We start from the raw sequence: 21729 nt of genomic DNA on the forward strand, positions 1-21729 counted from the left end.
CAAGATGCGGGCAGAAACCGCAAACACCTTTCCTCATCCGGCTCCGGTACGGTTGAGGGACTTGCCAGGCCGGCCGAAGCCGGCCCAGCAGCCGGGAGAACCCTTGAGGATCAGAGACCCATGGCCGCGAGATCCGCGACCGTGTCCTTGTTGATCGGCACGAGCTGATCGACGATGATGTTGCGGTTTTCGAAGTCCGGCTTGACCTTGCCGAGACCTTCGATCTCGTCACCGTCCTTGACCTCCTCGCCCTTCATCAGCTTGTCGGCAAGCGTGACGAAGACTTCGCCGGCCTGCTTCGGATTCCACATGAAGCCGCCGGAGATCGCGTCGGACTTCACCAGCTTCTGGCCTTGGCCGGGAGAGAAGGGACCGAGCACGAAGATCTCGCCGACCTTGCGGCGCTCTTCGACGGCGCGGCCGGCGCCGATCGGGCCCTGGCTGCCGAAGGCAAGGAAGCCTTTCAGGTTCGGATGGGCAGAGATCAGGTCGAGTGCAGTCGACCGGCTCTTGTCGACGTCTTCGGCAACACCGTAGCGATCGCCGACCAGCGTCATGTCCGGATGGTTCTTCTTGATGTAGGCGATTGCCGCATCGGCCCAGGCATTGTGCAGCGGCACGGTCAGCGAGCCGACGAAGACTGCATATTCGCCCTTGCCGCCCATCTTCTCGGCCAGCAGCTTGCCATGCGCCTCACCGAAACCGGTCGAGGATGCGAGCTCGAAGTCCCAGTCGGCACCCTTCTGGCCCGGGGATTCGTGGGTGATGACGATGATGCCCTTTTCCTTGGCCTTGGTCAGCACCGGCTCAAGCACCTTGGCGTCGTTCGGCACCACGCCGATGACCTTCACGCCTTGGGCGATGAGATCCTCGATGGCGCGCACCTGCAGCGCCGGGTCGGCGCTGGTCGGGCCGACCATGAAGGCGTCGATACCGAGCTTCTGGCCGCGTTCCTTGATGCCGGCTTCCATGGCGTTGAACCACGGAATGCCGCCGATCTTGACGACGACGCCGACCTTACCGGCATCCTGCGCAAAGGCGGTCGCCGAACTCGCAAGCGCCAGCGATGTCGCCAGGGCGGCGACGAGAATTTTCCTGATCATGTTCTCTCCTCCACTCGTTCCCATAGGGGGAACGCGCCCGGTCGCCTCAGCGCCGGCCTCCAGTTTCAAATCATCACTGGCGAAGTGTTCCTCGCCTCCCTGAAACGCCGCCTCCTCAGACGACACCATCAAATGTGCACAATCGATATTTCTTGTTTGCACAATCGATGGTGCAAGAACTATTGTGCAGACTTAATCTTTCGTCAAGGGGAAATCGGCACTAAAACCACCAGGGGAGAAACCGATGGCCAGCAGCAGCAAGAAGAAGGCGACGATCTACGACCTGTCAGTGTTGTCAGGAAGCTCGCCTTCAACCGTAAGTGCGGTCCTGAACGGCACCTGGCAGAAGCGCCGGATCAAGGAGAGCACGGCGGAACTGATCCGCAACCTCGCCGAGACGCACCAATATACGGCCAACCGCCAGGCGCGCGGACTGCGCAGTTCGCGCTCCGGCCTGATCGGGCTGCTCCTGCCGATCCATGACAACCGCTACTTCTCGTCGATGGCGCAGACCTTTGAGGCGCATGTCCGAAGCAAGGGGCAATGCCCGATCGTCGTCAGTGCCAGCCGCGATCCGGAGGAAGAGCGCAAGACCGCCGAAACGCTGATCTCCTATTCGATCGACGAGCTGTTCATCTGCGGCGCGACCGACCCCGACGGCGTGCACGAGGTCTGCGAGGCGGCCGGCCTCAAACACATCAACATCGACCTGCCCGGCACCAAGGTGCCCTCCGTCATCAGCGACAACTACGAGGGCGGGCGAATGCTGACCGAGGCGATCATCCGCCACTTCCAGGCATCAGGTCCGCTTGCGCCGCACGATCTCTACCTTTTCGGCGGCCGCAACGACCATGCCAGCCGCGAGCGCATCCGCGGCTTCCGTGCCGTCAAAAGCGAACTGCTCGGCGCCGATCCGGACGAATGCATCCAGCCGACGGGCTATGCGCCGAACAATGCCCGCCTCGCCTTCGAGGCCTTCTACGAAAAGCACGGCAAGCTGCCGCGCGGTCTCTTCGTCAACTCGTCGATCAACTTCGAGGGGCTGCTGCGTTTCATGGCAGGGCATCCACACGAAAACTTCGCCGACCTCGTGGTCGGCTGCTACGATTACGATCCCTTCGCGTCCTTCCTGCCCTTCCCCGTCATCATGATCCGCCAGGACGTCGAGGGCATGATCACCAAGGCCTTCGACGTCATAGAGGAAGCCCGGCCGCAGCCGCGCATTCACCTGATCCAGCCCGAACTGGTGCAGCCGCGCACGGCACTGACCGGCCCGCTCGACGCCTTGAAAGACATCGAATAGCCCCGGCAACCAACGTTTCCGCGGAAACTGCAGCTTCAAACAGAAAAATCCTCTGTACATTCTATTAGAAACAGCGTATTCATTGGACATGGATGACGTTGACAGAAAAATCGTCGAAATTCTCGCTGACGATGCGAGGCGATCGCTGACTGATATTGGTGCTGCGGTGGAGTTGTCGCCGTCGGCCGTCAACGAACGCATTCGCCGGCTCGTCGCCAATGGCGTGATCCGAAATTTCACCGTCGAGGTCGATCATCGCGCGCTCGGCCTCGACGTACTCGCCTTCGTCTGGGTCGGCCTTGCGCCGGACGCGGACGAGGAAGCGTTCCGCAGCTTCATGGCCTGTCACCCTGCCGTAGCGGAATGCCACCATGTCACCGGCGCCTGGTCCTATTGCGTCAAGGTCCGGATGCCATCGCTCGGCGACCTCGAGCCGTTCCTTGCCGAAATGAAGCAACGGCGGTTCCTGGCGCGAAGCGAAACGGTGATCGCGCTGTCGACCGTACGGGAAAGCCTGGCAACGACCGCGCCGCGCGCCTGACCGGACGCGAAAACTGCTGCAACACTTTTTGTTTGCCGGGCATGCACCGTCCTCGAAGCGAACGGCGCAACCATGCCCCGGCCGGAGCCCTATGCCATGTCCACATTGTTGTTTGGAAAAAGCCTCCTCGTCGGCCTCGCGGTCGCAGCCCCTCTAGGCCCGATCGGGGCGCTCTGCATCAACCGCACGCTGGAGCGCGGCTTCTGGGCGGGCGTGGCCGGCGGCCTCGGAACAGCCGCCGCCGATGCCACCTATGCGGCACTGGCTGCGATCGGCTTCGCGGCCTTCGCAGCGGTCCTTGCCATCATCGCCACGCCGCTTAGCTTGGCCGGCGGACTGTTCATGATCTGGCTCGGGTGGAGCGGATTACGGCCAAGGTCGGTGACGGCAGCCGCCGATGTCGGCGGACGCGATCTCATTCGCACGACCATCGCCACCTTTTTCCTGACGATGACGAGCCCGGCGACGATCCTCTCCTTTGCCGCGATCTTCGCCGGCCTCGGCCTTGCCGAAGCGGGCGACGCGCTCAGCGCTGCCGTCGTGGTCATGGGCGTCTTCCTGGGATCGCTCGGCTGGTGGTTTTTCCTAAGCGGCGGTGTTGCGATCGCCCGGACGCGACTGCCCGACAGCTTCGTCGTCTGGGTATCGCGCATTTCGGGGCTGGTTCTGATCGCTTTCGGCATCATTGCCATCGGAGCCGCCGTGAAGGGGCTGCTCTAGCCCCTGTCGACGCAGCCTCTACCGGCTGCGTCAATCACCTTCGACCCCTGCTCGTCAGGTCGTGGGCTTCACCGCCTCCACGTGCCACCACTTGGGTCGGGCAGTGCGATAGCTGTGGCTCTTCGGGATCAGATCGATGGCACTCGTCTTGTCGAAGACGCCGAGCAGAAGGGCAACCACCGGCGCATCGTCGATCGCACCGAGACTGCTGCCGCAGGCCGGGCAGAAGGCGCGGCTGGAATAGTCCGAGGAGCGATAGACCGATGGCGCGCCGCCCGGTCCGGTCCAGGTTACGGCTTCGCTCGGGAATTCGACCCAGGCCAGGGTCAAGGCGCCCGAATGGCGCTGGCACATCTTGCACGAACACGTATGCGGCTTTCCGGCCGTCCCCTGCGCCTCAAACCGGATTGCTCCGCAGAGGCATCCGCCCGTGTGCGGCTTAAGCCTCTTGGCAGCGGCCCGCGTCATACTTACCTCCAGTTGTGGTTTCGAATCGGCGCCAGTATAAACAACCGCGACAAAATTGGAGGCATCCATGCGTGCAATTCGGGTGATATCTGCCCTTGTGGTTGTCGGCGGCATCGCAGGCGAGGCGATGGCTGAGGATGATGTGCGCCCGTCTGCAGCCGGGCCAACGCCGAAAGGCCGGATCGTCTCCGGCGCCTTCGAGATGGACTTCACGAAGATCCCGTAATCGCGGCAGCTTACATGCCGGTACCGGCTCAGTAGAACCACGCGCCGATGTCGCGAAACGCGCGTTTGCTCTGATCGCGCCTGTTGCCGTCCCGCGCCGCCGGGTCGTCGCCGATCGGCAGACTGAAGCCGAAAGGCTCGGCCGGCACGCCGCCGCGATCGCACCAATAGGCATCGAGGTCGGCCCTCATCATGCGGCGGCGCTTCAAGCGGCGGCGGTTGATGACGTGCTTGTCGTTCGAGACCGCAAAGACGTCGCCCGCGTGGCCTTCCGTCACCAGGCCATTGAGGACGAGCAGCGCCGCATCCTTCGGCCGGAGCCCGCCGAGATCGCGAGTTGCCGTGATCAGGGATCGCTTGGCCTCTTCGCCCTTCGGCCCCTGCATCCCGCCGATGGCGAGACTATAGGTGTCGACTTCGCAACGCACGAAGATGAAGCCGACAGTGCAGAGCGCATAGCCATCGCTCTGCCGGCGCAGCCGGATCGCGAATGCCCCCTCATGGCGGGCGCCGCCATGGTCGGCCAGTTGCAGCTGGATGCGATAGTTCTCGCTGCGGCCGGAAACCGTGCCCATTTCCAGCGTGCTGCCGCGCCAAAGGGCCATCAGTGAACGGCGCGACAGGACCTCGCTTGCGACATCGAAGTGATTGAGCAGCAGGTCGAGTCTTGCTGTCGACGACGCGCCGTGCAGGAAGAATGTCGGGATCGACTTGCGCACGAGATCATCGTGCGGCAGACCCAGCCGGTAGCGTTCGGCAAATTCGCCTAGAAAGCCGATCCAGCGCGATGTCAGGAACGGATGGCGCGCAAACCGCATGGAAAATACGACGGCGCGCTTCAAGCTCACCCTCAGGCCGAGCTTGAGCACATGGCTGGTGATTGACGTCTCTCCCGAGCCTTCACCGACGACAGGCGCAGAAACCGGCCGGCCCGAAGGCGTCAGCTGTTCGCCGACGAATGCCTTGCCATCGACCGGCAACCGCAGATCCGCGCTGTATTCCTGACTGAATTCCACGGACATGGTGCTATCCTTGAGAGCAAACGCTGTTGGCCGAAAGACTCGGCCGAGCTCAGGTTTGCCCGGGCACTGTCAAGGATTTGCGGAGAACCGGTGGGCAATTGCACGCCGATTCTAAGCGGGCGCGAGGGCGGCGAAGCCGCCGATGTTCCGATCGCGAAAAGCGGAAAATTGCTTGGCGCAACGGCTGTTGCGCCAATCGCTCACAGGGCGATTTCCCGCGGCAGGACGAGCGTGATCACGGCGCCGCCGCCGGCACGCGCGGAAAATTCCAGCCGTCCGCCATGCGCCATGGCGATCGCCTGGACGACGGAAAGCCCAAGGCCCGTGCCGCCCGTCGCACGCGACCGCGAGGCGTCGCCGCGCCAGAACAGGTCGATCGAATGGATCGAAACGTCGTCCGGAAGACCGGGACCACGGTCCAGCATCCGGATAAAAGCCTCGTCGGCACCCCGCCGCCCGGTCTCGCAGCGCAGGACACGGCCGTCTGCGGCGTAGCGTGTAGCGTTTTCGATCAGCGCCAGCAGCGCCTGGCGCAGACGCTGCGAATCGCCGGAGACCCGCACCGGCTCAAGCGCGACCTCCACCGACATGCCAACAGAGCCAAGCAGGGTGTTTGACGCACCAAGCACCTGCGTCGCCTCCACGGCGAGGTCCACCGTCTGACGTTGGGTGACCAACTTCTGGCCGGCGGCGAGCGAAAGCGTACGCAGATCTTCAACCAGGGCGGAAAGCCCCTCCACCTGCAGCAGCAACTGCCGCACCCTTTCCGGCTCGAGAGGGAAAACACCGTCGGCCATTCCCTGAAGGTTGCCCTGCAGGATCGTCAGCGGCGTACGCAGTTCGTGCGCCACCGCCATCGTATTGAAGCGCAGCCGGTTCTCCATGTTTTCCAGTTCGGCTGCCAACTCATCGAAGGTCTTCACGAGCGTCGCCACCTCCTTGGCACCCTTGCGAAACGATCCGACGCGCACCGCGAAGTCACCCGTCCTGAGGTCCTGCGTCGCCTGCGCCAGCACTTCCAGTGGCCGGCTGATCTTGCGCGCCAGCCAGTAGCCCACGAGCCCGCAGAAAGTGACTGCCGTCGCTCCGAAACCGAGGATGATCTTGTCCACCTCCCAGTTCGCCCAGTCTTCGAGTTCCGGCATCGTCGAAAGTAGCTTTTGCAGCGACTCCTGGCGCGGCAACTTGCCGGCATTGATGTCCTTGTAAGCCTGGGCCGCCTCCGCAGGCATCCGCTCCAGCAGTCTCGCCTCCAGCCGCGGCTCCATAAATTCGACGCCGGCATAGATGATGAACACGCTGATGATGAGCAGCGCGATCGTCACGAGCGCGGTGAGAATGCCGAGCGGCAGGCGCGAGAGACCGATCTTCATCTGGGCTCCACGAAACGGTAGCCGACGCCGCGCACGGCACTGAAGAAGCCGCAGGCACCGAGATCTTCCAGCTTGCGCCTGAGATTGGCGATATGGGTATCGACCGTGCGGGCGAGCGCATCGCTGTCCGGCAGGCAGGCGTCGAGGATATCGGCGCGATCGAAGGCATGCGTCGGTCGGCGGATCATGTGGGCAAGGATGCGGAATTCGCTGAGCGTCAGCGGCACCGACTGGCGATTGCCGGCCCTTTCGACGAAGGCGACATGGGCATCGAGATCGACCTCGACACTCTCGAAGCGAAGCACTGTGGCGCCGGCGCCGTTGCGGGTACGGCGCAGCACCGCGTTGACGCGCGCCACCACCTCCTGCGGGTTGAACGGCTTGATCACGTAGTCATCGGCGCCGAGCCTCAGCCCGGTCAGCCGGTCGAGATCTTCTGCCAGTGCCGTGACCATGATAACCGGCGTATTCCCCTCGCGGCGAAGGCGGGCGAGAACCTCGAACCCATCGAGCTTCGGCATGCGAACGTCCAGCAGCACCAGGTCCGGCGACAGCACCGCATGGTGGGTCAGCGCCGTCTCGCCGTCGGCGGCACGCACCGTCCGGAAACCGTCGCGCACGAGATAGGCATCTAGGATCTGCGCAATCTCCGGCTCGTCCTCCGCCAGAAGGATGAGACCCTTATCGACCATGAACTAACTCCCTGGGTCTGATGTTGTGATCAGCAGCTTATGTGACGAATAAGCCCGCGTTGCAATTCGTCCGCGCGGCCCAATGGTCGCTTGATCGGCCCTCCGGATAGAGCTCCGTACAAATCTTCGCCGTTTCTTGACAATTGGCGACGGACGCGCCGCACAACCGACAAACCGGGCCTCTCCCCGCGGCCGAAATGCGGGGTCGGAGTGCCGGAGACCTCCTTCCCGCATGTCGGTCGCGCTCGACCAGAAGCTGTATCGGCCAACCGTTCGGTCTTGCGCATCAAGCGCTCCCAGTTCCTCGACGCAGCCTTGACAGAGCGGCGCAAGTGTCCGGCCCCCACACACAGACAACTTGCGAGCGACCGCATGCCCAGCCTTTATTCATCCACGGCGACCTCTTCAGACAGCGGCCGATGGCCGCGCGCCAATCCTCGTCTCTGGCCGGGGCAGGCGCGCGCGCGCCCAATCGCGGCCGCCGGCGCACTGACCATTTGCGCGGCCTTCGTCTTCATGGCCTTTCCCGGCATCGATCTTGCCGTCTCGCGCTGGGCCGCCTTCGCCACCGGCGACTTTCCGCTCTCGCGGGAGCCGGAGCTGCGGGCCCTTCGCGACTTCAACCGTATCTTGCCGGTTTTCATTCTGCCTTGCGTTCTGGCGCTTCTGGTTGCGCAGGCCATCGCACCCCGCCCATGGCTGCCCCGCCCGCACAAGGCACTGTTCTTCCTGACCTTCTTTGCGCTCGGGCCGGGGCTCCTTATTCAGGCGCTGAAGCGGCTGATCGGACGGGCGCGCCCCCATGAGATCACCGATTTCGGCGGCAGCCTGCCGTTTACGCCGGCCTGGCAAGTGTCCGGCGCCTGCACCCGCAGTTGCTCCTTTGCGTCGGGCGAATCCGCCACCGCGATCGCGCTCGTGGCGCTCGCACTGCTGTTACCGGTTCAATGGCGACGGGCGACAATCATCGCCCTCGTCCCCCTTGTCCTCGCCTTCTCGCTGAACCGGATCGTGTTCGGCGCGCATTATCTGTCCGATGTCGTTCTGGCGTGGTGCCTGATGCTGTGGCTGATGGCGTGGCTGTGGGCCGTATTTGCCGACAACGGCGAACGGATCGATGCCGCCGTGATGCGCCTTTCGCGCCGAAGCGCGCCATAGAGCGCCCGAGAAACCGGTATCGCTTCAGCGCGGAAAGACGAGTTCCACCGTCGTCCCGCGCCCAGGCTGCGAGAGAATGCGGGCATCGCCGCCGCTTTGCCGAACGAAGCCGTAGACAACGGCGAGGCCAAGGCCGGCACCGCCCTCCTGGTCACGGGTGGTGAAGTAGGGCTCGAACGCCTTGTCCACCGCCTCCGGCGACATGCCGATCCCCGCATCGGTCACCGAGACGACGACATCGCTCTCGACGCCGCCCGCGCGGACGAGGATCGTGCCGCCGAGCGGCATCGCCGCGGCAGCATTGAGGCAAAGGTTGAGGATCGCCTGCTCGAAGAGCGCTGCATCGAGGTTCACGTTGGGCAGGTCGTCGGCGATCTCGAAGGCCAACTGGCATTTTTCGCCGACGGCGATCTCCAGCACGTCGGCCATGCCGCGCAGCACCGCGCCGATTTCGAGCGCCCCCGGCTGGAGCGGATGCTGGCTGCCGACAGACAGCATGCTCGAGGCCAGCGAACGCCCCCGGTCGGCCGCCTTGCGAATGCGGGCGATATGGCGTTTCTGCCGATCGCTGAAGCCTGTCTCGCGCTCCAGCAGCCCCAGGCTGCCGGTGATGATACCGATCATGTTGCCGACCTCATGGCTCACCTGGTGGGTCATCCTCATGATCCCGTCCAGCCGCTGCGCCTTCGCCGCCTCGGCCTCCTGCCGGTCGATCTCCGTCACGTCCCGCGCCAGCAGCACGATGCCCCGGTCCGGCTGCCGCGACAGGGAGACTTCGGTCACCCGGCCCATGTCGGAGCGATGGCGCAGCACCAACCGGTCGTCGAGCGATCCCGCGTCGCGATCGGCGGGCAAGAGGGTTGGATCGATCTCCGGCATTGGGCTCACGAACCGGCGCAGCGGCAGCTTCCGCGCCGAGCCCGGCCAGCCGACGAGCTCCATGACGCGACGATTCATCGTGATCGGTTTGCCGCTGGGATCGAAAAGCGCGATCCCTTCGTTCATGTTGCGGAAGGTCGAGCGAATGGTGCGCGCCGCCGCCTCGGCCGTCCGACGAAGCCGCGACACGCGCTCGACGCTTTCGCGGAAGGCGCTGAAGGCTTCAAGCAGCCGCAGGAACTCGGTCTCAGTCCCCTTGTAGCTCGGCGTGTCGACGTCACGGCGCCCCTGGGCAAGCGCGTTCATGCCCTTGGAGAGCGACACGATCCCGCGCGACACCCGCATGACGGAGCGGATCGAGAAGATCGCCATGACGAGCACCAGCAGGGCGGAGACCGCGACGATGACGAGCAGTCGGCTCAGCGCATCAGAGGTCGAGGCGAGATCCTCGTTGAGCCCCCGGGCAACGGCCTCGCTTTGTGTTTCCGTGGCGTGCGAAAGATCGCGCGAGACCGTGTGCAGCCGCGCCACCGCGGCGCGGATGGCGAACATTTCCAGAAGATAGTGGGTCTGCGCCTCGAACACCCGTTCATAGGGCGTCAGCTCGGCTGCCGAAATCCGGCTATCCGGCCCAGCGGGCGCCAGCCGGGGCGTCGTTACGGCAACGTAGCGGCGGCGCAGTTCGCCAAGCTGGAACAGGCTGTCGGAATTGGATGCCGATTGCACGATCGCGTTGAGGCTCTGGCGAACCTCTGCGTCGGCTATGCCGTTGCCGGTGGCGATCTCTCCGAGCGCTGCTGCCGCATCGGCCTTGTACTGCTGGGCCGAATCCGCGTCGGCGGCGAGTGTCACCGTTTGTGTGCGGATCGCATCCAGCAACTCGACGATGTGGGCGCTGGCAAAGCCTTCGACCGCTGTCTTGCCGGTCTCCGGCGCCATGGTCTGAAGCAGGACGTCGACCTGCGCGACGACCGAGCGGCTTTCGCTCGACACCCGATAGGGCGAGGTTGCGTTCATCAGGAACGGCGCGCTGGACACGAGATCGGAAACCTGGCGCGAAACCAGCGAGGCCTTGGCAAGGCTCGAAAAGGCCTGCAGCCCGTAGGCCGCCATCTCGTCACGCGCCCGTTGCAGGCCGAACACGGCGACCGTTGCCAGGCTGAAAACGAGCACGCAGATGAAGACGATCGCAAACGGCAGGCGGAAGGCGATCGACGAAAGGAACGGGCGGCTGATCACGGCCGGGCCTCGTCGTCGTCGTCGGTATCCAGCACATAACCCTTGCCGCGCCGCGTCTTGATGTGGCGCGGAAGGTCCGGATTGCGCTCGATCTTGCGCCGGAGCCGAAGCACGAGCACATCGACGTTGCGGTCGATGTAGCGATCGCTTTCGGCGCCCAGCCGATCGAGGATATGGGCGCGGGTGACTGGCGTGTTCGGCGTTTCCGCGAGAATTTCCAGCAGAGCGAACTCGGCGCTGGTGAGCGAGCGGGTCGCATCGGAAAGGCAGACCGCGCGCCGGCTCTTGAGGTCGATCGACCAATCGCCGAGTTTCAGCGCCGCGGGCTCGTGCTCGCGCTCGGTCTCCCGCTCCGGCTTCAGCGAAGGGTAAGTCCGTCGAAGCACAGCCTTGATCCGGGCCGTCAGTTCGATCGGCTCGAACGGCTTGACGACATAATCGTCGGCGGCCGTCTCCAGTCCCAGCACCCGATCCGCGGCGCTGCCTGCCGCCGTTACCATGACGATGCCGATATTGGTGCGCGCCCGCAGCCGCTGGGCAAAGGTCCGGCCCGAGGCTCCAGGCAGGTTGTGGTCGACGAGCACCAGGTGCACCGTTTCCCGCTCGAGGACGACAGCGGCGGCCTCCGCCGATGGCGCCGTCAGCGGCATCCAGCCTTCGGCCTCCACCAGATCGGAAACAAGCTCCGCCATGTCCGGATCGTCTTCGACGATCAGAATCCGTATTCTCTCACTCAGCATGCACGTCCTCCCGCCGCCATCATAGGCGGGGCTGCCCCAATGATCAAAGCGGCTCGCGTTATCCGCATTGTCACATTTGTAATCTTTGTAATCTTGAAACGGCAAAGCCGCATCCGTGTTGTAAGAACGGTAACCATTCTGCGGGTTGCGACCCGCAGGGAATACCGACATCCTGATTGCGGAGATTGGGGCGGCAACGCTCCAAATGGGAGGACATCGTGAAAGGCATTACCGCTATCGGCGCGGGCGTGGCCCTATGGCTGTGCGCCGCCACGTCAGGCATGACGGCACCGGCGCTCACCGTGCTTTGCGGTGTCGACGAAGCGTGGTGCGCGACGATGAAGGCCTCTTTCGAGGCGAAGTCGGGCATCGAGGTCGCTATGACCCGAAAGAGCAACGGCGACATCCTCACCCAGATCCGGGCCGAAAAGGACACCCCTACCGTCGATGTGTGGTGGGGCGGGACAGGCGACACCCATCTGCAGGCGGGATCGGAGAACTTGCTCGAACCCTATCGGCCGGCGCATGAGCGCGACATGCTGCCCTGGGCGCAGAATTTCTTCGCCATCTCCGGCGGACGTTCGGCGGGCATTTATGCCGGAGCGCTTGGCTTTGCCTACAATGCCGACCTGCTGCATACGCTGAAATTGCCGGCCCCGACCTGCTGGAAGGATCTCGCCGACAACGCCTATCGCGGCCGTATCCGCAGCGGCAATCCGAACTCGTCGGGCACCGCCTTCACCACGCTTGCAACGCTGGTGCAGCTCTTCGGCGAGGATGAGGCCTTCCGGTTCATGGGCGCACTCAACCGCAACATAGACCAGTACACCACGGCCGGCTCGGCACCGGTCAAGGCGGCAGCACGCGGGGAGACCCTGATCGGCATCTCCTTCATGCATGACGCGGTCACGCAGAAGCAGGCGGGCTTCCCACTCGTCATCGTCGCGCCGTGCGAAGGGACCGGCTACGAAATCGGCGCCGTCAGCATCGTCAAGGGCGCGCGCCATCTCGAAAACGCGAAAAGCTTCGTCGATTTCGCGCTCACCCCGGAAGGCCAGGGTACCGGTGCAGCTGCCGGCCAGAACCAGGTCCCATCCAACGCCCGCGCGGAGTTGCCGCCTGGCGCACCGGACATATCGCTGATCAAGATGGTCGATTTCGACTTCGCCACCTTCGGCTCGCCGGAGGAACGAAGTCGATTGCTCAAACGGTTCGACGCGGAGATCGCCGCGACGAACTGAGCGCTTCGCAGAAGCGTAGCAAAATCCACAGCACCGAAATCGTGAACGTGCCGCCCGGCGGGCAGGCCGATGGCCGCGCCATGCCCGTTCGCGCCCAAGTTTCAAACAGGCAACAGGAGGATGCCCCAATGAAAACAACGACGCTTTCCCTCATGCTCTTTGCAGGCACGGCGCTTGCCGCCCTGCCCGCCCAGGCTGCCGGCAGCCTCAACCTCATCTGCTCCGCAGACGTGGTCATCTGCGAACAGATGACCGGCGATTTCCAGAAGGAAACCGGCATCAAGGTCAACATGGTTCGCCTGTCTTCGGGCGAAACCTACGCCAAGATCCGCGCCGAGGCGCGCAACCCGAAGACCGACATCTGGTGGGCAGGCACCGGCGACCCGCACCTGCAGGCGGCATCGGACGGCCTGACACTTGAATACAAGTCACCGATGCTGGACCAGCTCCAGGACTGGGCGAAGAAGCAGGCTGAAGGCTCCGGCTATCGCACCGTCGGCGTTTATGCCGGCGCGCTCGGCTGGGGCTACAACACCGAGATCTTCCAGAAGAAGGGCCTGAAGGAGCCGAAGTGCTGGGCCGACCTGCTCGACGCCTCGCTGAAGGGCGAGATCCAGATGGCCAACCCGAACTCTTCCGGTACGGCCTATACCGCGCTTGCCTCACTGGTGCAGATCATGGGCGAGGACCAGGCATTCGACTATTTGAAGAAGCTCAACGGCAACATCGCGCAGTACACCAAGTCCGGCTCGGCACCGGTGAAGGCAGCCGCACGGGGCGAAGCCGGCCTCGGCATCGTTTTCATGCACGATGCGGTGGCACAGACTGCCGAAGGCTTCCCGATCAAGTCGATCGCGCCTTGCGAGGGCACCGGCTACGAGATCGGCTCGATGTCGATCATCCGCGGCGCCAAGAACCTGGACAATGCCAAGGCCTGGTACGACTGGGCGTTGAAGCCCGAGGTCCAGTCGCGCATGAAAGACGCCAAGTCCTTCCAGCTGCCGTCCAACAAATCGGCCGAAGTGCCGAAGGAAGCACCGAAGTTCGAGGACATCAAGCTGATCGACTACGATTTCGCCACCTTCGGCGATGCCGAGAAGCGCAAAGCCCTGCTCGAGCGCTGGGACCGCGAGGTCGGCGCGAGCGCCAACTGATCGCGGCCTGAACGGTTCGGCCGGGTGATTGATCCGGCCGGCACCGCCCAACGGTCCCAACCGTCGTTCATCGCTTCCGGCATGCGTCGCGGTGATGCGATGTCACATCATCTTTCATTCCAAATTGCGCGAGGACCGTCATGGAACATCGCAACCGCAGGCTCGACCTCACGCTCGGGCTCGGACTGGCCGCATTCTTGGCTGTCCCCTGGTATCGCATCGAAGGCGGCTTCTTCGGGCTCGGCTGGCTTGCCGATTTCCCCGGGGATCCAGCCGTTGCCCCCGGCCTGATGCAGATTTTCGCCCATGGTAAGCCGTGGCTGATCGTGGCGCTGGCGCTGCTCGGCATCTGCATGGCAGCGCGTTTCGTCCGCGATCCCGCGCGTCGAGGGCATCTGCTTGCCGTCGCCGGCGCAGCGGGGGGTCTCTATCTCGCTCTCCAGGGGCTGGCGATCGGCTTTTCCGGCTGGACCTGGACGATCAGCGAGACCCTGTTCGGCACGCTTTCCGACGGTCAGCCGTCAATGGGCGCCGGCGCCGTGCTTATGGCACTCACCTTCGTTCTTCTGTTCGCCTTCGGGCTGGCCGAGCGCGGCGTGCTCAAGGGCGACGCCTTCATCGTCGCGGCGATTTCCCTGCTCGTGACCCTCGTCATCGTCTTCGTCTTCTATCCGGTCGGCAGCATGTTCGCGGCGTCGGTTCAGGATTTCGACGGCTCGTTCAAACCGGATGGTTTCATCCGCAATATCCAGGACGCCTCGATCTGGAGCCTGAGCTGTGTCGTCGGCGAAGGCCGCTGCGGCGTCGCCTGGCGCACCCTATGGCTGGCGCTGATGACGGCGTCCGGCTCGACGCTGCTTGGCCTTGCCTTCGCGCTTGTTGCCACCCGCACCCGCTTCCCCTTCAAGAAGGGCATGCGGCTCTTGACGGTGTTGCCGATCATCACGCCGCCCTTCGTTATCGGCCTGGCGTTGACGCTGCTCTTCGGCCGCGCCGGGGTCGTTACCGAATTTCTCTCGGATGCCTTCGGCGTCGAACCGGGGCGCTGGCTCTATGGCCTCACCGGCATCTGGATCGCGCAGGTCCTCTCCTTCACCCCGATCTCGTTCCTCGTGCTGATCGGCGTCGTCGAAGGGGTCAGCCCTTCGATGGAAGAGGCGTCGCAGACGCTGCGCGCTGATCGTTGGCGCACCTTCTGGACCGTCTCTCTGCCGCTGATGAAGCCGGGCCTGGCGAACGCCTTCCTCATCGGCTTCATCGAAAGCATGGCCGATTTCGGCAATCCGCTGGTGCTCGGCGGCAGCCATGGCGTGCTCTCGACCGAAATCTTCTTCGCCGTCGTCGGCGCGCAGAACGATCCGTCCCGTGCGGCCGTACTCGCCATCATCCTTCTCTGCTTCACGCTCACGGCCTTCGTGGCGCAACGCTACTGGCTCGCCGGCAAGAACTATTCGACCGTGACCGGCAAGGGCGATTCCGGTGCCCACAGTGCACTGCCACGCTCGATCTCGATCGGCGTTCACGCCATCGTCATTCCCTGGATGATCTTCACCGTCGTCGTTTACAGCATGATCCTCTTCGGCGGCTTCGTGAAGACCTGGGGTCTCGACAACTCGCTGACGCTCGACCACTACGCCAAGGCCTTCTCGATCTCGTTTGCCGACGGCGCAATCGCCTGGACGGGTGTTGCCTGGAACTCCTTCTGGACGACCATGGAGATCTCGCTGATCGCAGCACCACTGACGGCTATGGTCGGGTTGCTGACGGCCTATCTGATCGTGCGCCAGCGTTTCGCCGGCCGTGATGTCTTCGAGTTCGCGCTGATGCTGAGCTTTGCTATCCCCGGCACCGTCATCGGCATCAGCTACATCATCGCCTTCAACCTGCCGCCGCTCGAAATGACCGGCACGGCGCTGATCCTCGTCGCCTGCTTCGTCTTCCGCAACATGCCGGTCGGCGTGCGCGGCGGTATTGCGGCGATGAGCCAGCTCGACAAGAGCCTCGACGAGGCGTCGCTGACGCTTCGGGCAACGAGCTTCCGCACGTTGCGCAAGGTCATCCTGCCCTTGCTGCGTCCGGCGATCGTCGCGGCACTCGTCTACTCCTTCGTCCGGGCGATCACCTCGATCAGCGCCGTCGTCTTCCTCGTCAGCGCCGAGTACAACATGGCCACCGCCTACATCGTCGGCCTTGTCGAAAACGGCGAGTTCGGCGTGGCGATCGCCTACTCCTCGGCCCTCATCCTGGTGATGATCACCGTCATCACCGGCCTGCAACTCCTCGTCGGCGAACGCAAGCTGAGGCGCGAGAACCGCGTCCTCGGCGCCGCCCCGGTCCGTTCGTCCAACACCATCTCCCAGGAGAAAACCGCATGAGCACCTCCATGAGCACCCCGCGCACCGGCTCGGTCGTCTTCCAGAACGTGCGCAAGCAGTTCGGCAGCTTCACCGCCATCCACGACCTGTCGCTCACCATCGAGCCGGGCACGCTGGTGACCCTGCTCGGCCCCTCCGGCTGCGGCAAGACGACGACGCTGCGCATGCTGGCCGGCCTCGAACACCCTTCCGCCGGCCGCATCCTGATCGGCGGCAAGGACGTGACCATGCTGCCGGCCAACGAGCGCGACGTGTCGATGGTCTTCCAGTCCTATGCGCTCTTCCCGCACATGTCGGCGCTCGACAATGTCGCCTACGGCCTCGAATCCTCGGGAATCAAGAAGAAGGAAGCGCGTGATCGCGCCGAAGAAGGCCTGCAGCTCGTCGGCCTCGGCGGTCTCGGCCAGCGGCTTCCGGCCGAACTTTCGGGCGGCCAGCAGCAACGCGTCGCCGTTGCCCGCGCGCTCGTGCTCGAACCGCAGGTGTTGCTGCTCGACGAACCGCTGTCCAACCTCGACGCGCGACTGCGCCGCAAGGTGCGCACAGAAATCCGCGAGTTGCAGCAGCGCCTCGGGTTCACCGCCGTCTACGTCACCCACGACCAGGACGAGGCGCTTGCCGTTTCCGACCGCATCATCGTCATGAAAGATGGCGCGATCGCGCAGCAAGGTGCGCCGCGCGACCTCTATGAAGCGCCGGCCTCCACCTTCATCGCCGACTTCATGGGCGAGGCCAATGTGCTGCCCTGCGAGGTGACCGCGACCGACGCCGGCCTGGCGACGATCCGCATCGGCGGATTTGAGCACCGCCTGCCCTCCAAGGGCGCCCGGACGGGTCCGTCAAAACTCGCCGTAAGGCCCAACGCGGTGACGCTGACGCCGGCCAAGGGTGCCGCCCTTTCAGGCACGATCAGCAGCGCCGCCTATCTCGGCGGCCACGTCGAATACGAGGTCGAAACGCCGGCGGGTCTCCTCTTTGTTGTCGATCAGGCGGTGGAGGAAATGCTATCTCCGGCAACGGAGGTCGCGATCGGTTTCCGCAGCCGCGGCCTCGCTTTGATTGACGCATGACTTTTCACAACTGGATACGAGAAGGACACTTGCATGACTGCTGAAATTGCCGGCCTCGATGCCCGGTTCGCGCTTGCCAAATCCATGGCCGAGGAGGCCGGCCAGCTCGCCTACGATTACTTCCTGAAGCGGGAAACACTCGTCATCGAAACCAAGCGTGACGCCCACGACGTCGTCTCGATCGCCGACCGCAACGTCGAGACGTTGATCCGCGACAAGATCGCCGCCGTGTTTCCGGACGATGGCGTGCTCGGAGAGGAGCATGGACTTCTCGACGGCACATCCGGCTTCACCTGGGTGCTCGATCCGATCGACGGCACCACGCCCTTCGTCAACGGCATGCCAAACTGGTGCGTCTCGATTGCGGTGGTCTATGCGGAGAAACCCGTTATCGGCGTGATCCATTCGCCCTGCCACCAGGAAATCTATGCCGCTGCAACCGGCCGGGGCGCGACGCTGAACGGCAAGCCGCTTCGTCTCGACGGCACGCGCACAATCCGCAACGCCGTCACCGGGCTTGGCGCCAACGATCAGGTGAAACCTGGCGAGATGGGTGCCATCGTCGAGCGCCTGCTCTCGAATGGCGGCAACTTCATGCGCAACGGTTCCGGCGCACTGATGATCGCCTATGTGGCGGCAGGTCGCCTCGTCGGTTATTACGAACCCTACATGCATGCCTGGGACTGCCTTGGCGGCTATTGCCTGGTGACCGAAGCCGGCGGCTGGACGCTGCCTTTCCCCGCGCGGGGCGAGGCGCTGACGCATTGGGCGCCGGTGTTGGCCGCAGCCCCCAGCGCCGTCGATGACCTGCTGAAGGTCGCCCAGCTTGACCGGGCAGCAGCTTGATCACTCTTGCGTCGAGCCGGTGGGTTTGTCGGGCTTGAACCCCAGCAGACCACCGAGTTCCATCGGGAATGGGAAGATCACGGTCGAGTTCTTCTCGCCGGCAATGACGTTCAAGGTGCTCAGATAGCGCAACTGCATGGCCTGAGGCTGCCGGGCGAGGATCTCGGCGGCCTCGAGCAGCTTGGCCGCGGCCTGCTGCTCACCCTCGGCATTGATCACCTTGGCGCGCCGCTCGCGTTCGGCCTCCGCCTGACGGGCAATCGCCCGAACCATGCTCTCGTTGATGTCGACATGCTTGATTTCGACGGTCGCCACCTTGATGCCCCAGGCATCCGTCTGGCTGTCGAGGATCTTCTGGATATCGTCGTTCAGCCGATCACGCTCGGCCAGCATCTCGTCGAGATCATGTTTGCCAAGCACGGACCGCAGGGTCGTCTGCGCCAGCTGGCTCGTCGCCATCATGAAGTCCTCGACCTGGATCGTCGATTTCTCGGCGTCGATCACCCGGAAATAGATCACGGCGCTGACCCGGACGGACACGTTGTCATGAGAGATGACGTCCTGGCTCGGCACGTCCAGCACCCGGGTTCTGAGATCGACCCGCACCATCTGCTGCACATAGGGCACAAGCAGGATCAGCCCCGGCCCCTTGACGCCGGTGAACCGGCCGAGGGTAAAGATCACGCCCCGTTCATATTCACGCAGGATCCGGATCGAATAGGCGATGACGAGAATGACGAGCACCAGCAACGCAGCAAAAGGAGCAAGGCTCCCGAACATGTCCATGACCATTCCTCCATTCCGGGCGCCTTCACCGCGCCCTCACCCGATCCGCGGGCGCTATGTCTTTGGTCCGTCGCGGATCACTTCGAGCGTCAGTCCGTTCCGCCCGATGACCTTCACGTTCTCGCCCCTCGACAGCGTCTCCGTGCTGACGGCCTGCCAGCGCTCGCCATGGGCGATGACGTAACCGGCCGCGCCGGTCCAATTTTCGACCGTGCCGGCAAGGCCGATCATCTGTTCGCTGCCGGTCACCACCGCATGGCGCCGCGAACTGAAGGCGAGCCGAGCGACCAGAAGGCTAAAACCGAGGCTTGCAACCGCAAGCGCCGCCAGCACGGACCAGGAAACCCCAAAACCCGGCGTATCCGTATCGAAGAGAATGGCCGCGCCCAGAACCAGTGCAAAACTGCCGCCGGCGCCGAGCACGCCGAAGGATGGCGAATGCGCCTCGGCGACCATCAATCCGATCCCGAGCATGATCAGCCCTATGCCGGCATAACTGACGGGCAGCACCGAAAGCGCATAGAGCCCGAGCAACAGGCAGATGCCGCCGATCGTTCCCGGCGCCACCGACCCCGGCGACAGGAACTCGAAGATCAAGCCGTAGACGCCGATCATCATCAGGATGACCGCGATATTGGGATCAGTGACCACTGAAAGCAGCCGGGTGCGCCAGTCGGGCACGAAGTCCTCGGTCGTAAGACCTGCGGTATCGAGCACGATCTCTCGCTGCCCCACGCGCACCGTCCGCCCGTTCGCCTGCTTCAGGAGATCGGTAACGTCGGTCGCGGTGAAATCGACGGCCTTTTCCCGGACGGCCGCCTCGGCCGAGAGGCTTGCAGCCTCGCGCACCGCCTTTTCGGCCCAGTCGGCATTGCGCCCGCGCAACTCCGCCAGCCCGCGGATATAGGCCACGGCATCGTTGACCATTTTTGCCTCGGCAGGGCTCTGCGCCGCCGGCTGTTTGTCACCGTCCTTACCCTCACCGAACATGTCGCCACCGATCGCAATCGGCGTCGCGGCGCCGAGGTTCGTTCCCGGCGCCATCGCCGCAATGTGGCTGGCATAAAGGATGTAAGTGCCGGCGCTCGCCGCCCGCGCGCCGCTCGGCGCAACGTAGGTTGCGACGGGTATGGGCGAGCCAAGGATCGCGCGGATAATCTCGCGCATCGAGGTGTCGAGGCCGCCGGGCGTATCCACCTGCAGGACCACCAGCGGCAGGCGGCGCTCTTCCGCCTTCGTCAGGCCACGCCTGACATATTCGGCGGTCGCCGGACCGATGGCGCCGTTGACATGCAGCACCAAGGCGACCCGATCGTTTTCGGCCCGCGACGAAGCTGGAAACGCGAAGGACAAGATCAACAAAAACAACAGCGTGAGGGTTCGCAACATCCGTCGTCAGAACCTCGCATGCTCGACACCTGCGAAGAGGGCCGCTCGCCGCATGATAGCACAACACAAGGTTAGCACGAAGCGAAGGCCTCTACTGCGCCCGCGGGCTCGCACGTCAGAGCACGGGGCGCCAGCGGCCTCTCGGCAGCGACGGGATGACAACGGCGGCGATCGGCGTTATCTGCTAGATGTTCATTTGAGCGGCAACGCTTCGCCGCCTATTCGAGGCTGCCTTCGTGGCGCCTTCCGGTTTCAGCAGAACAGGATTTTTGGGTTTGGAGACGACCCTCTACCAACCGATCAAGAGCTTCCTCGAAACCCGCGGCTACAGCGTCAAGGGCGAGATCGGCGGCTGCGATATCGTCGCGCTCAGCGACGACGAACCGCCACTGGTGGTCGTGTGCGAACTGAAGCTGAGCTTCAACCTCGAACTGATCCTCCAAGCGGTCGATCGCGCCACCGCGGGCGACGAGGTGTGGGTCGCCGCCCGTGTTTCGGCCAAGGGCAAGGGGCGGGAGAGTGACCGGCGTTTCCGCGATCTCTGCCGCCGGCTCGGCTTCGGGATGCTGGCGGTCGCCGACAACGGCATGGTCGATGTTATTCTCGCGGCTTCCGCGGTGATGCCGCGCAAGAACAACAGGAAAAGAGCGCGCCTGATCAGCGAGCATCGCCGCCGCAAGGGCGATCCGACCGCGGGTGGCGCCACGCGCACACCGATCATGACCGCGTATCGGCAGCAGGCGCTCGCCTGCGCTGCCGCCCTGCAAGTCGGCCAGCAGCGCCCGCGCGATCTGCGCCCGGTAGCACCCGATGCCGCCAAAATCCTGCTCAGCAACGTCTATGGCTGGTTCGAGCGGGTCGACCGCGGCATCTACGCGCTGTCGGAACAGGGCGCCGAAGCACTTCGCCGCTGGCCTCCGCTCGAGACCGCAACGGTCGTGATCGCCGAGGCATCCGAAGCATGACACAGCCTGGAGCCCTCCGGTGAACCCCGCGCTTCGCCTTCTCTATCTTTGCCTCGCATGGCTGATGGTCGGTTTCGGCGTCATCGGCGCCTTTCTTCCGATCCTGCCGACAACGCCGTTCCTGTTGCTGGCAGCCGGGCTCTTTGCCCGCGCCTCGCCCCGGCTGGAGCAATGGCTGCTCAACCACCGGGTCTTCGGGGCCCCGCTTCGGCTGTGGCGCGAAAAGGGGGCGATATCCCGGCGGGCCAAGACCGGTGCGGTCAGCCTGATGGCCGCCAGCTTCGGCCTCTTCCTTTTCTTCGGCAATCCGAGCCTCTCGCTCGCCGCTATCGTCGCAGCCGCAATGGCGCTTCCCGCGCTTTTCATCCTGACGCGTCCAGCGGAGTAGCCGGTCGGCACGGCCAACGAACCAGGCCGGTGCAAACGGGAAACGATACTTT

General features: G+C 64.2%; 21 protein-coding genes. 12 read left to right on the plus strand and 9 right to left on the minus strand.

Translation table 11 applies throughout. The features are described from left to right. Positions 1-110: 110 nt before the first annotated feature. Positions 111-1103: an autoinducer 2 ABC transporter substrate-binding protein gene (locus tag ASD01_RS10905; RefSeq protein WP_090299213.1), complete on the minus strand. Its 993-nt coding sequence runs from the start codon at positions 1101-1103 to the stop codon at positions 111-113. 244 nt (positions 1104-1347) lie between these two features. Here ASD01_RS10905 and ASD01_RS10910 point away from each other — a divergent pair, with 244 nt between their 5' ends. The 3 genes from ASD01_RS10910 to ASD01_RS10920 all read left to right on the plus strand — a co-directional run bounded on the left by ASD01_RS10910 (position 1348) and on the right by ASD01_RS10920 (position 3667). After that, positions 1348-2406 (plus strand): LacI family DNA-binding transcriptional regulator, encoded by a 1059-nt coding sequence (locus tag ASD01_RS10910; protein WP_034789995.1) that lies wholly within the window; start codon positions 1348-1350, stop codon positions 2404-2406. Between the two features lie 88 nt (positions 2407-2494). Continuing rightward, complete coding sequence (locus ASD01_RS10915) at positions 2495-2947, plus strand: Lrp/AsnC family transcriptional regulator (RefSeq protein WP_060643949.1); 453 nt, start codon at positions 2495-2497, stop codon at positions 2945-2947. 96 nt (positions 2948-3043) lie between these two features. Beyond that, the gene (locus ASD01_RS10920) at positions 3044-3667 is read left to right on the plus strand and encodes a LysE family translocator (RefSeq protein WP_060529120.1); all 624 of its coding nucleotides are present in this window, start codon (positions 3044-3046) and stop codon (positions 3665-3667) included. Positions 3668-3721: 54 nt separating this feature from the next. Here ASD01_RS10920 and ASD01_RS10925 read toward each other — a convergent pair whose 3' ends face one another. After that, complete coding sequence (locus tag ASD01_RS10925; RefSeq protein ID WP_458574494.1) at positions 3722-4249, minus strand: GFA family protein; 528 nt, start codon at positions 4247-4249, stop codon at positions 3722-3724. Between ASD01_RS10925 and ASD01_RS35495 the strand changes: the two genes are divergently transcribed. Next, complete coding sequence (locus tag ASD01_RS35495; RefSeq protein ID WP_156623638.1) at positions 4203-4361, plus strand: hypothetical protein; 159 nt, start codon at positions 4203-4205, stop codon at positions 4359-4361. The genes ASD01_RS10925 and ASD01_RS35495 overlap by 47 nt on opposite strands. 28 nt (positions 4362-4389) lie before the next feature. Here ASD01_RS35495 and ASD01_RS10930 read toward each other — a convergent pair whose 3' ends face one another. The 3 genes from ASD01_RS10930 to ASD01_RS10940 form a co-directional block, all read right to left on the minus strand. Continuing rightward, positions 4390-5382 carry a DUF535 family protein gene (locus ASD01_RS10930; RefSeq protein ID WP_060643950.1) on the minus strand — a complete coding sequence of 331 codons (993 nt, stop codon included), beginning with the start codon at positions 5380-5382 and terminating at the stop codon, positions 4390-4392. 200 nt (positions 5383-5582) lie between these two features. After that, positions 5583-6755, minus strand: coding sequence for an ATP-binding protein (locus ASD01_RS10935; protein ID WP_060643951.1), 1173 nt, complete (start codon positions 6753-6755; stop codon positions 5583-5585). Beyond that, positions 6752-7447, minus strand: a complete 696-nt coding sequence (locus tag ASD01_RS10940) for a response regulator (protein ID WP_060643952.1) — start codon at positions 7445-7447, stop codon at positions 6752-6754. Before ASD01_RS10940 ends, ASD01_RS10935 begins: the two co-directional genes overlap by 4 nt. 279 nt (positions 7448-7726) lie before the next feature. On the opposite strand from ASD01_RS10940, the gene ASD01_RS10945 reads away from it, so the two are divergent. After that, positions 7727-8605, plus strand: coding sequence for a phosphatase PAP2 family protein (locus tag ASD01_RS10945; RefSeq protein ID WP_156623639.1), 879 nt, complete (start codon positions 7727-7729; stop codon positions 8603-8605). Between the two features lie 24 nt (positions 8606-8629). Here ASD01_RS10945 and ASD01_RS10950 read toward each other — a convergent pair whose 3' ends face one another. Together ASD01_RS10950 and ASD01_RS10955 are read right to left on the minus strand one after the other, a co-directional pair. Next, a complete protein-coding gene (locus ASD01_RS10950) occupies positions 8630-10723 on the minus strand; it encodes a two-component system sensor histidine kinase NtrB (protein ID WP_060643954.1) in 2094 nt (697 codons plus the stop codon). Further along, positions 10720-11463 carry a response regulator gene (locus ASD01_RS10955; RefSeq protein ID WP_060643955.1) on the minus strand — a complete coding sequence of 248 codons (744 nt, stop codon included), beginning with the start codon at positions 11461-11463 and terminating at the stop codon, positions 10720-10722. Before ASD01_RS10955 ends, ASD01_RS10950 begins: the two co-directional genes overlap by 4 nt. Before the next feature lie 218 nt (positions 11464-11681). Between ASD01_RS10955 and ASD01_RS10960 the strand changes: the two genes are divergently transcribed. From ASD01_RS10960 to ASD01_RS10980, 5 genes are all read left to right on the plus strand, one after another. Continuing rightward, positions 11682-12704, plus strand: coding sequence for an ABC transporter substrate-binding protein (locus ASD01_RS10960; RefSeq protein WP_226020740.1), 1023 nt, complete (start codon positions 11682-11684; stop codon positions 12702-12704). 128 nt (positions 12705-12832) lie between these two features. Further along, positions 12833-13858 carry an ABC transporter substrate-binding protein gene (locus ASD01_RS10965; protein ID WP_034790034.1) on the plus strand — a complete coding sequence of 342 codons (1026 nt, stop codon included), beginning with the start codon at positions 12833-12835 and terminating at the stop codon, positions 13856-13858. 140 nt (positions 13859-13998) lie between these two features. Then, positions 13999-16233, plus strand: coding sequence for an ABC transporter permease (locus ASD01_RS10970; RefSeq protein ID WP_060643956.1), 2235 nt, complete (start codon positions 13999-14001; stop codon positions 16231-16233). Positions 16234-16241: 8 nt separating this feature from the next. Continuing rightward, the gene (locus ASD01_RS10975) at positions 16242-17303 is read left to right on the plus strand and encodes an ABC transporter ATP-binding protein (RefSeq protein ID WP_060606333.1); all 1062 of its coding nucleotides are present in this window, start codon (positions 16242-16244) and stop codon (positions 17301-17303) included. A 33-nt stretch (positions 17304-17336) separates the two neighbouring features. After that, a complete protein-coding gene (locus ASD01_RS10980) occupies positions 17337-18149 on the plus strand; it encodes an inositol monophosphatase family protein (RefSeq protein ID WP_060606280.1) in 813 nt (270 codons plus the stop codon). Here ASD01_RS10980 and ASD01_RS10985 read toward each other — a convergent pair whose 3' ends face one another. Both ASD01_RS10985 and ASD01_RS10990 read right to left on the minus strand, forming a co-directional pair. Continuing rightward, positions 18150-18935, minus strand: coding sequence for a slipin family protein (locus ASD01_RS10985; protein WP_034790039.1), 786 nt, complete (start codon positions 18933-18935; stop codon positions 18150-18152). A gap of 54 nt (positions 18936-18989) precedes the next feature. After that, positions 18990-20324 (minus strand): NfeD family protein, encoded by a 1335-nt coding sequence (locus ASD01_RS10990; RefSeq protein WP_060643957.1) that lies wholly within the window; start codon positions 20322-20324, stop codon positions 18990-18992. Between the two features lie 275 nt (positions 20325-20599). Between ASD01_RS10990 and ASD01_RS10995 the strand changes: the two genes are divergently transcribed. Continuing rightward, positions 20600-21289 carry a DUF2161 domain-containing phosphodiesterase gene (locus ASD01_RS10995; RefSeq protein WP_060519920.1) on the plus strand — a complete coding sequence of 230 codons (690 nt, stop codon included), beginning with the start codon at positions 20600-20602 and terminating at the stop codon, positions 21287-21289. Between the two features lie 64 nt (positions 21290-21353). Continuing rightward, positions 21354-21677, plus strand: a complete 324-nt coding sequence (locus ASD01_RS11000; protein ID WP_060606331.1) for a YbaN family protein — start codon at positions 21354-21356, stop codon at positions 21675-21677. Positions 21678-21729 lie beyond the last annotated feature (52 nt).

Source organism: Ensifer sp. Root423, from assembly GCF_001426275.1.
In the GTDB taxonomy this organism is placed as follows: Bacteria; Pseudomonadota; Alphaproteobacteria; order Rhizobiales; family Rhizobiaceae; genus Ensifer; species Ensifer adhaerens.

Bases quoted from the DNA above. Each gene is read 5' to 3' on its own strand.
- ASD01_RS10905 (WP_090299213.1), bottom strand. From the start codon at position 1,103: ATGATCAGGAAAATTCTCGTCGCCGCCCTGGCGACATCGCTGGCGCTT.
- ASD01_RS10910 (WP_034789995.1), top strand. From the start codon at position 1,348: ATGGCCAGCAGCAGCAAGAAGAAGGCGACGATCTACGACCTGTCAGTG.
- ASD01_RS10915 (WP_060643949.1), top strand. From the start codon at position 2,495: ATGGATGACGTTGACAGAAAAATCGTCGAAATTCTCGCTGACGATGCG.
- ASD01_RS10920 (WP_060529120.1), top strand. From the start codon at position 3,044: ATGTCCACATTGTTGTTTGGAAAAAGCCTCCTCGTCGGCCTCGCGGTC.
- ASD01_RS35495 (WP_156623638.1), top strand. From the start codon at position 4,203: ATGCGTGCAATTCGGGTGATATCTGCCCTTGTGGTTGTCGGCGGCATC.
- ASD01_RS10925 (WP_458574494.1), bottom strand. From the start codon at position 4,249: ATGCCGCCGACAACCACAAGGGCAGATATCACCCGAATTGCACGCATG.
- ASD01_RS10930 (WP_060643950.1), bottom strand. From the start codon at position 5,382: ATGTCCGTGGAATTCAGTCAGGAATACAGCGCGGATCTGCGGTTGCCG.
- ASD01_RS10935 (WP_060643951.1), bottom strand. From the start codon at position 6,755: ATGAAGATCGGTCTCTCGCGCCTGCCGCTCGGCATTCTCACCGCGCTC.
- ASD01_RS10940 (WP_060643952.1), bottom strand. From the start codon at position 7,447: ATGGTCGATAAGGGTCTCATCCTTCTGGCGGAGGACGAGCCGGAGATT.
- ASD01_RS10955 (WP_060643955.1), bottom strand. From the start codon at position 11,463: ATGCTGAGTGAGAGAATACGGATTCTGATCGTCGAAGACGATCCGGAC.
- ASD01_RS10965 (WP_034790034.1), top strand. From the start codon at position 12,833: ATGAAAACAACGACGCTTTCCCTCATGCTCTTTGCAGGCACGGCGCTT.
- ASD01_RS10970 (WP_060643956.1), top strand. From the start codon at position 13,999: ATGGAACATCGCAACCGCAGGCTCGACCTCACGCTCGGGCTCGGACTG.
- ASD01_RS10975 (WP_060606333.1), top strand. From the start codon at position 16,242: ATGAGCACCCCGCGCACCGGCTCGGTCGTCTTCCAGAACGTGCGCAAG.
- ASD01_RS10980 (WP_060606280.1), top strand. From the start codon at position 17,337: ATGACTGCTGAAATTGCCGGCCTCGATGCCCGGTTCGCGCTTGCCAAA.
- ASD01_RS10985 (WP_034790039.1), bottom strand. From the start codon at position 18,935: ATGGACATGTTCGGGAGCCTTGCTCCTTTTGCTGCGTTGCTGGTGCTC.
- ASD01_RS10990 (WP_060643957.1), bottom strand. From the start codon at position 20,324: ATGTTGCGAACCCTCACGCTGTTGTTTTTGTTGATCTTGTCCTTCGCG.
- ASD01_RS11000 (WP_060606331.1), top strand. From the start codon at position 21,354: ATGGTCGGTTTCGGCGTCATCGGCGCCTTTCTTCCGATCCTGCCGACA.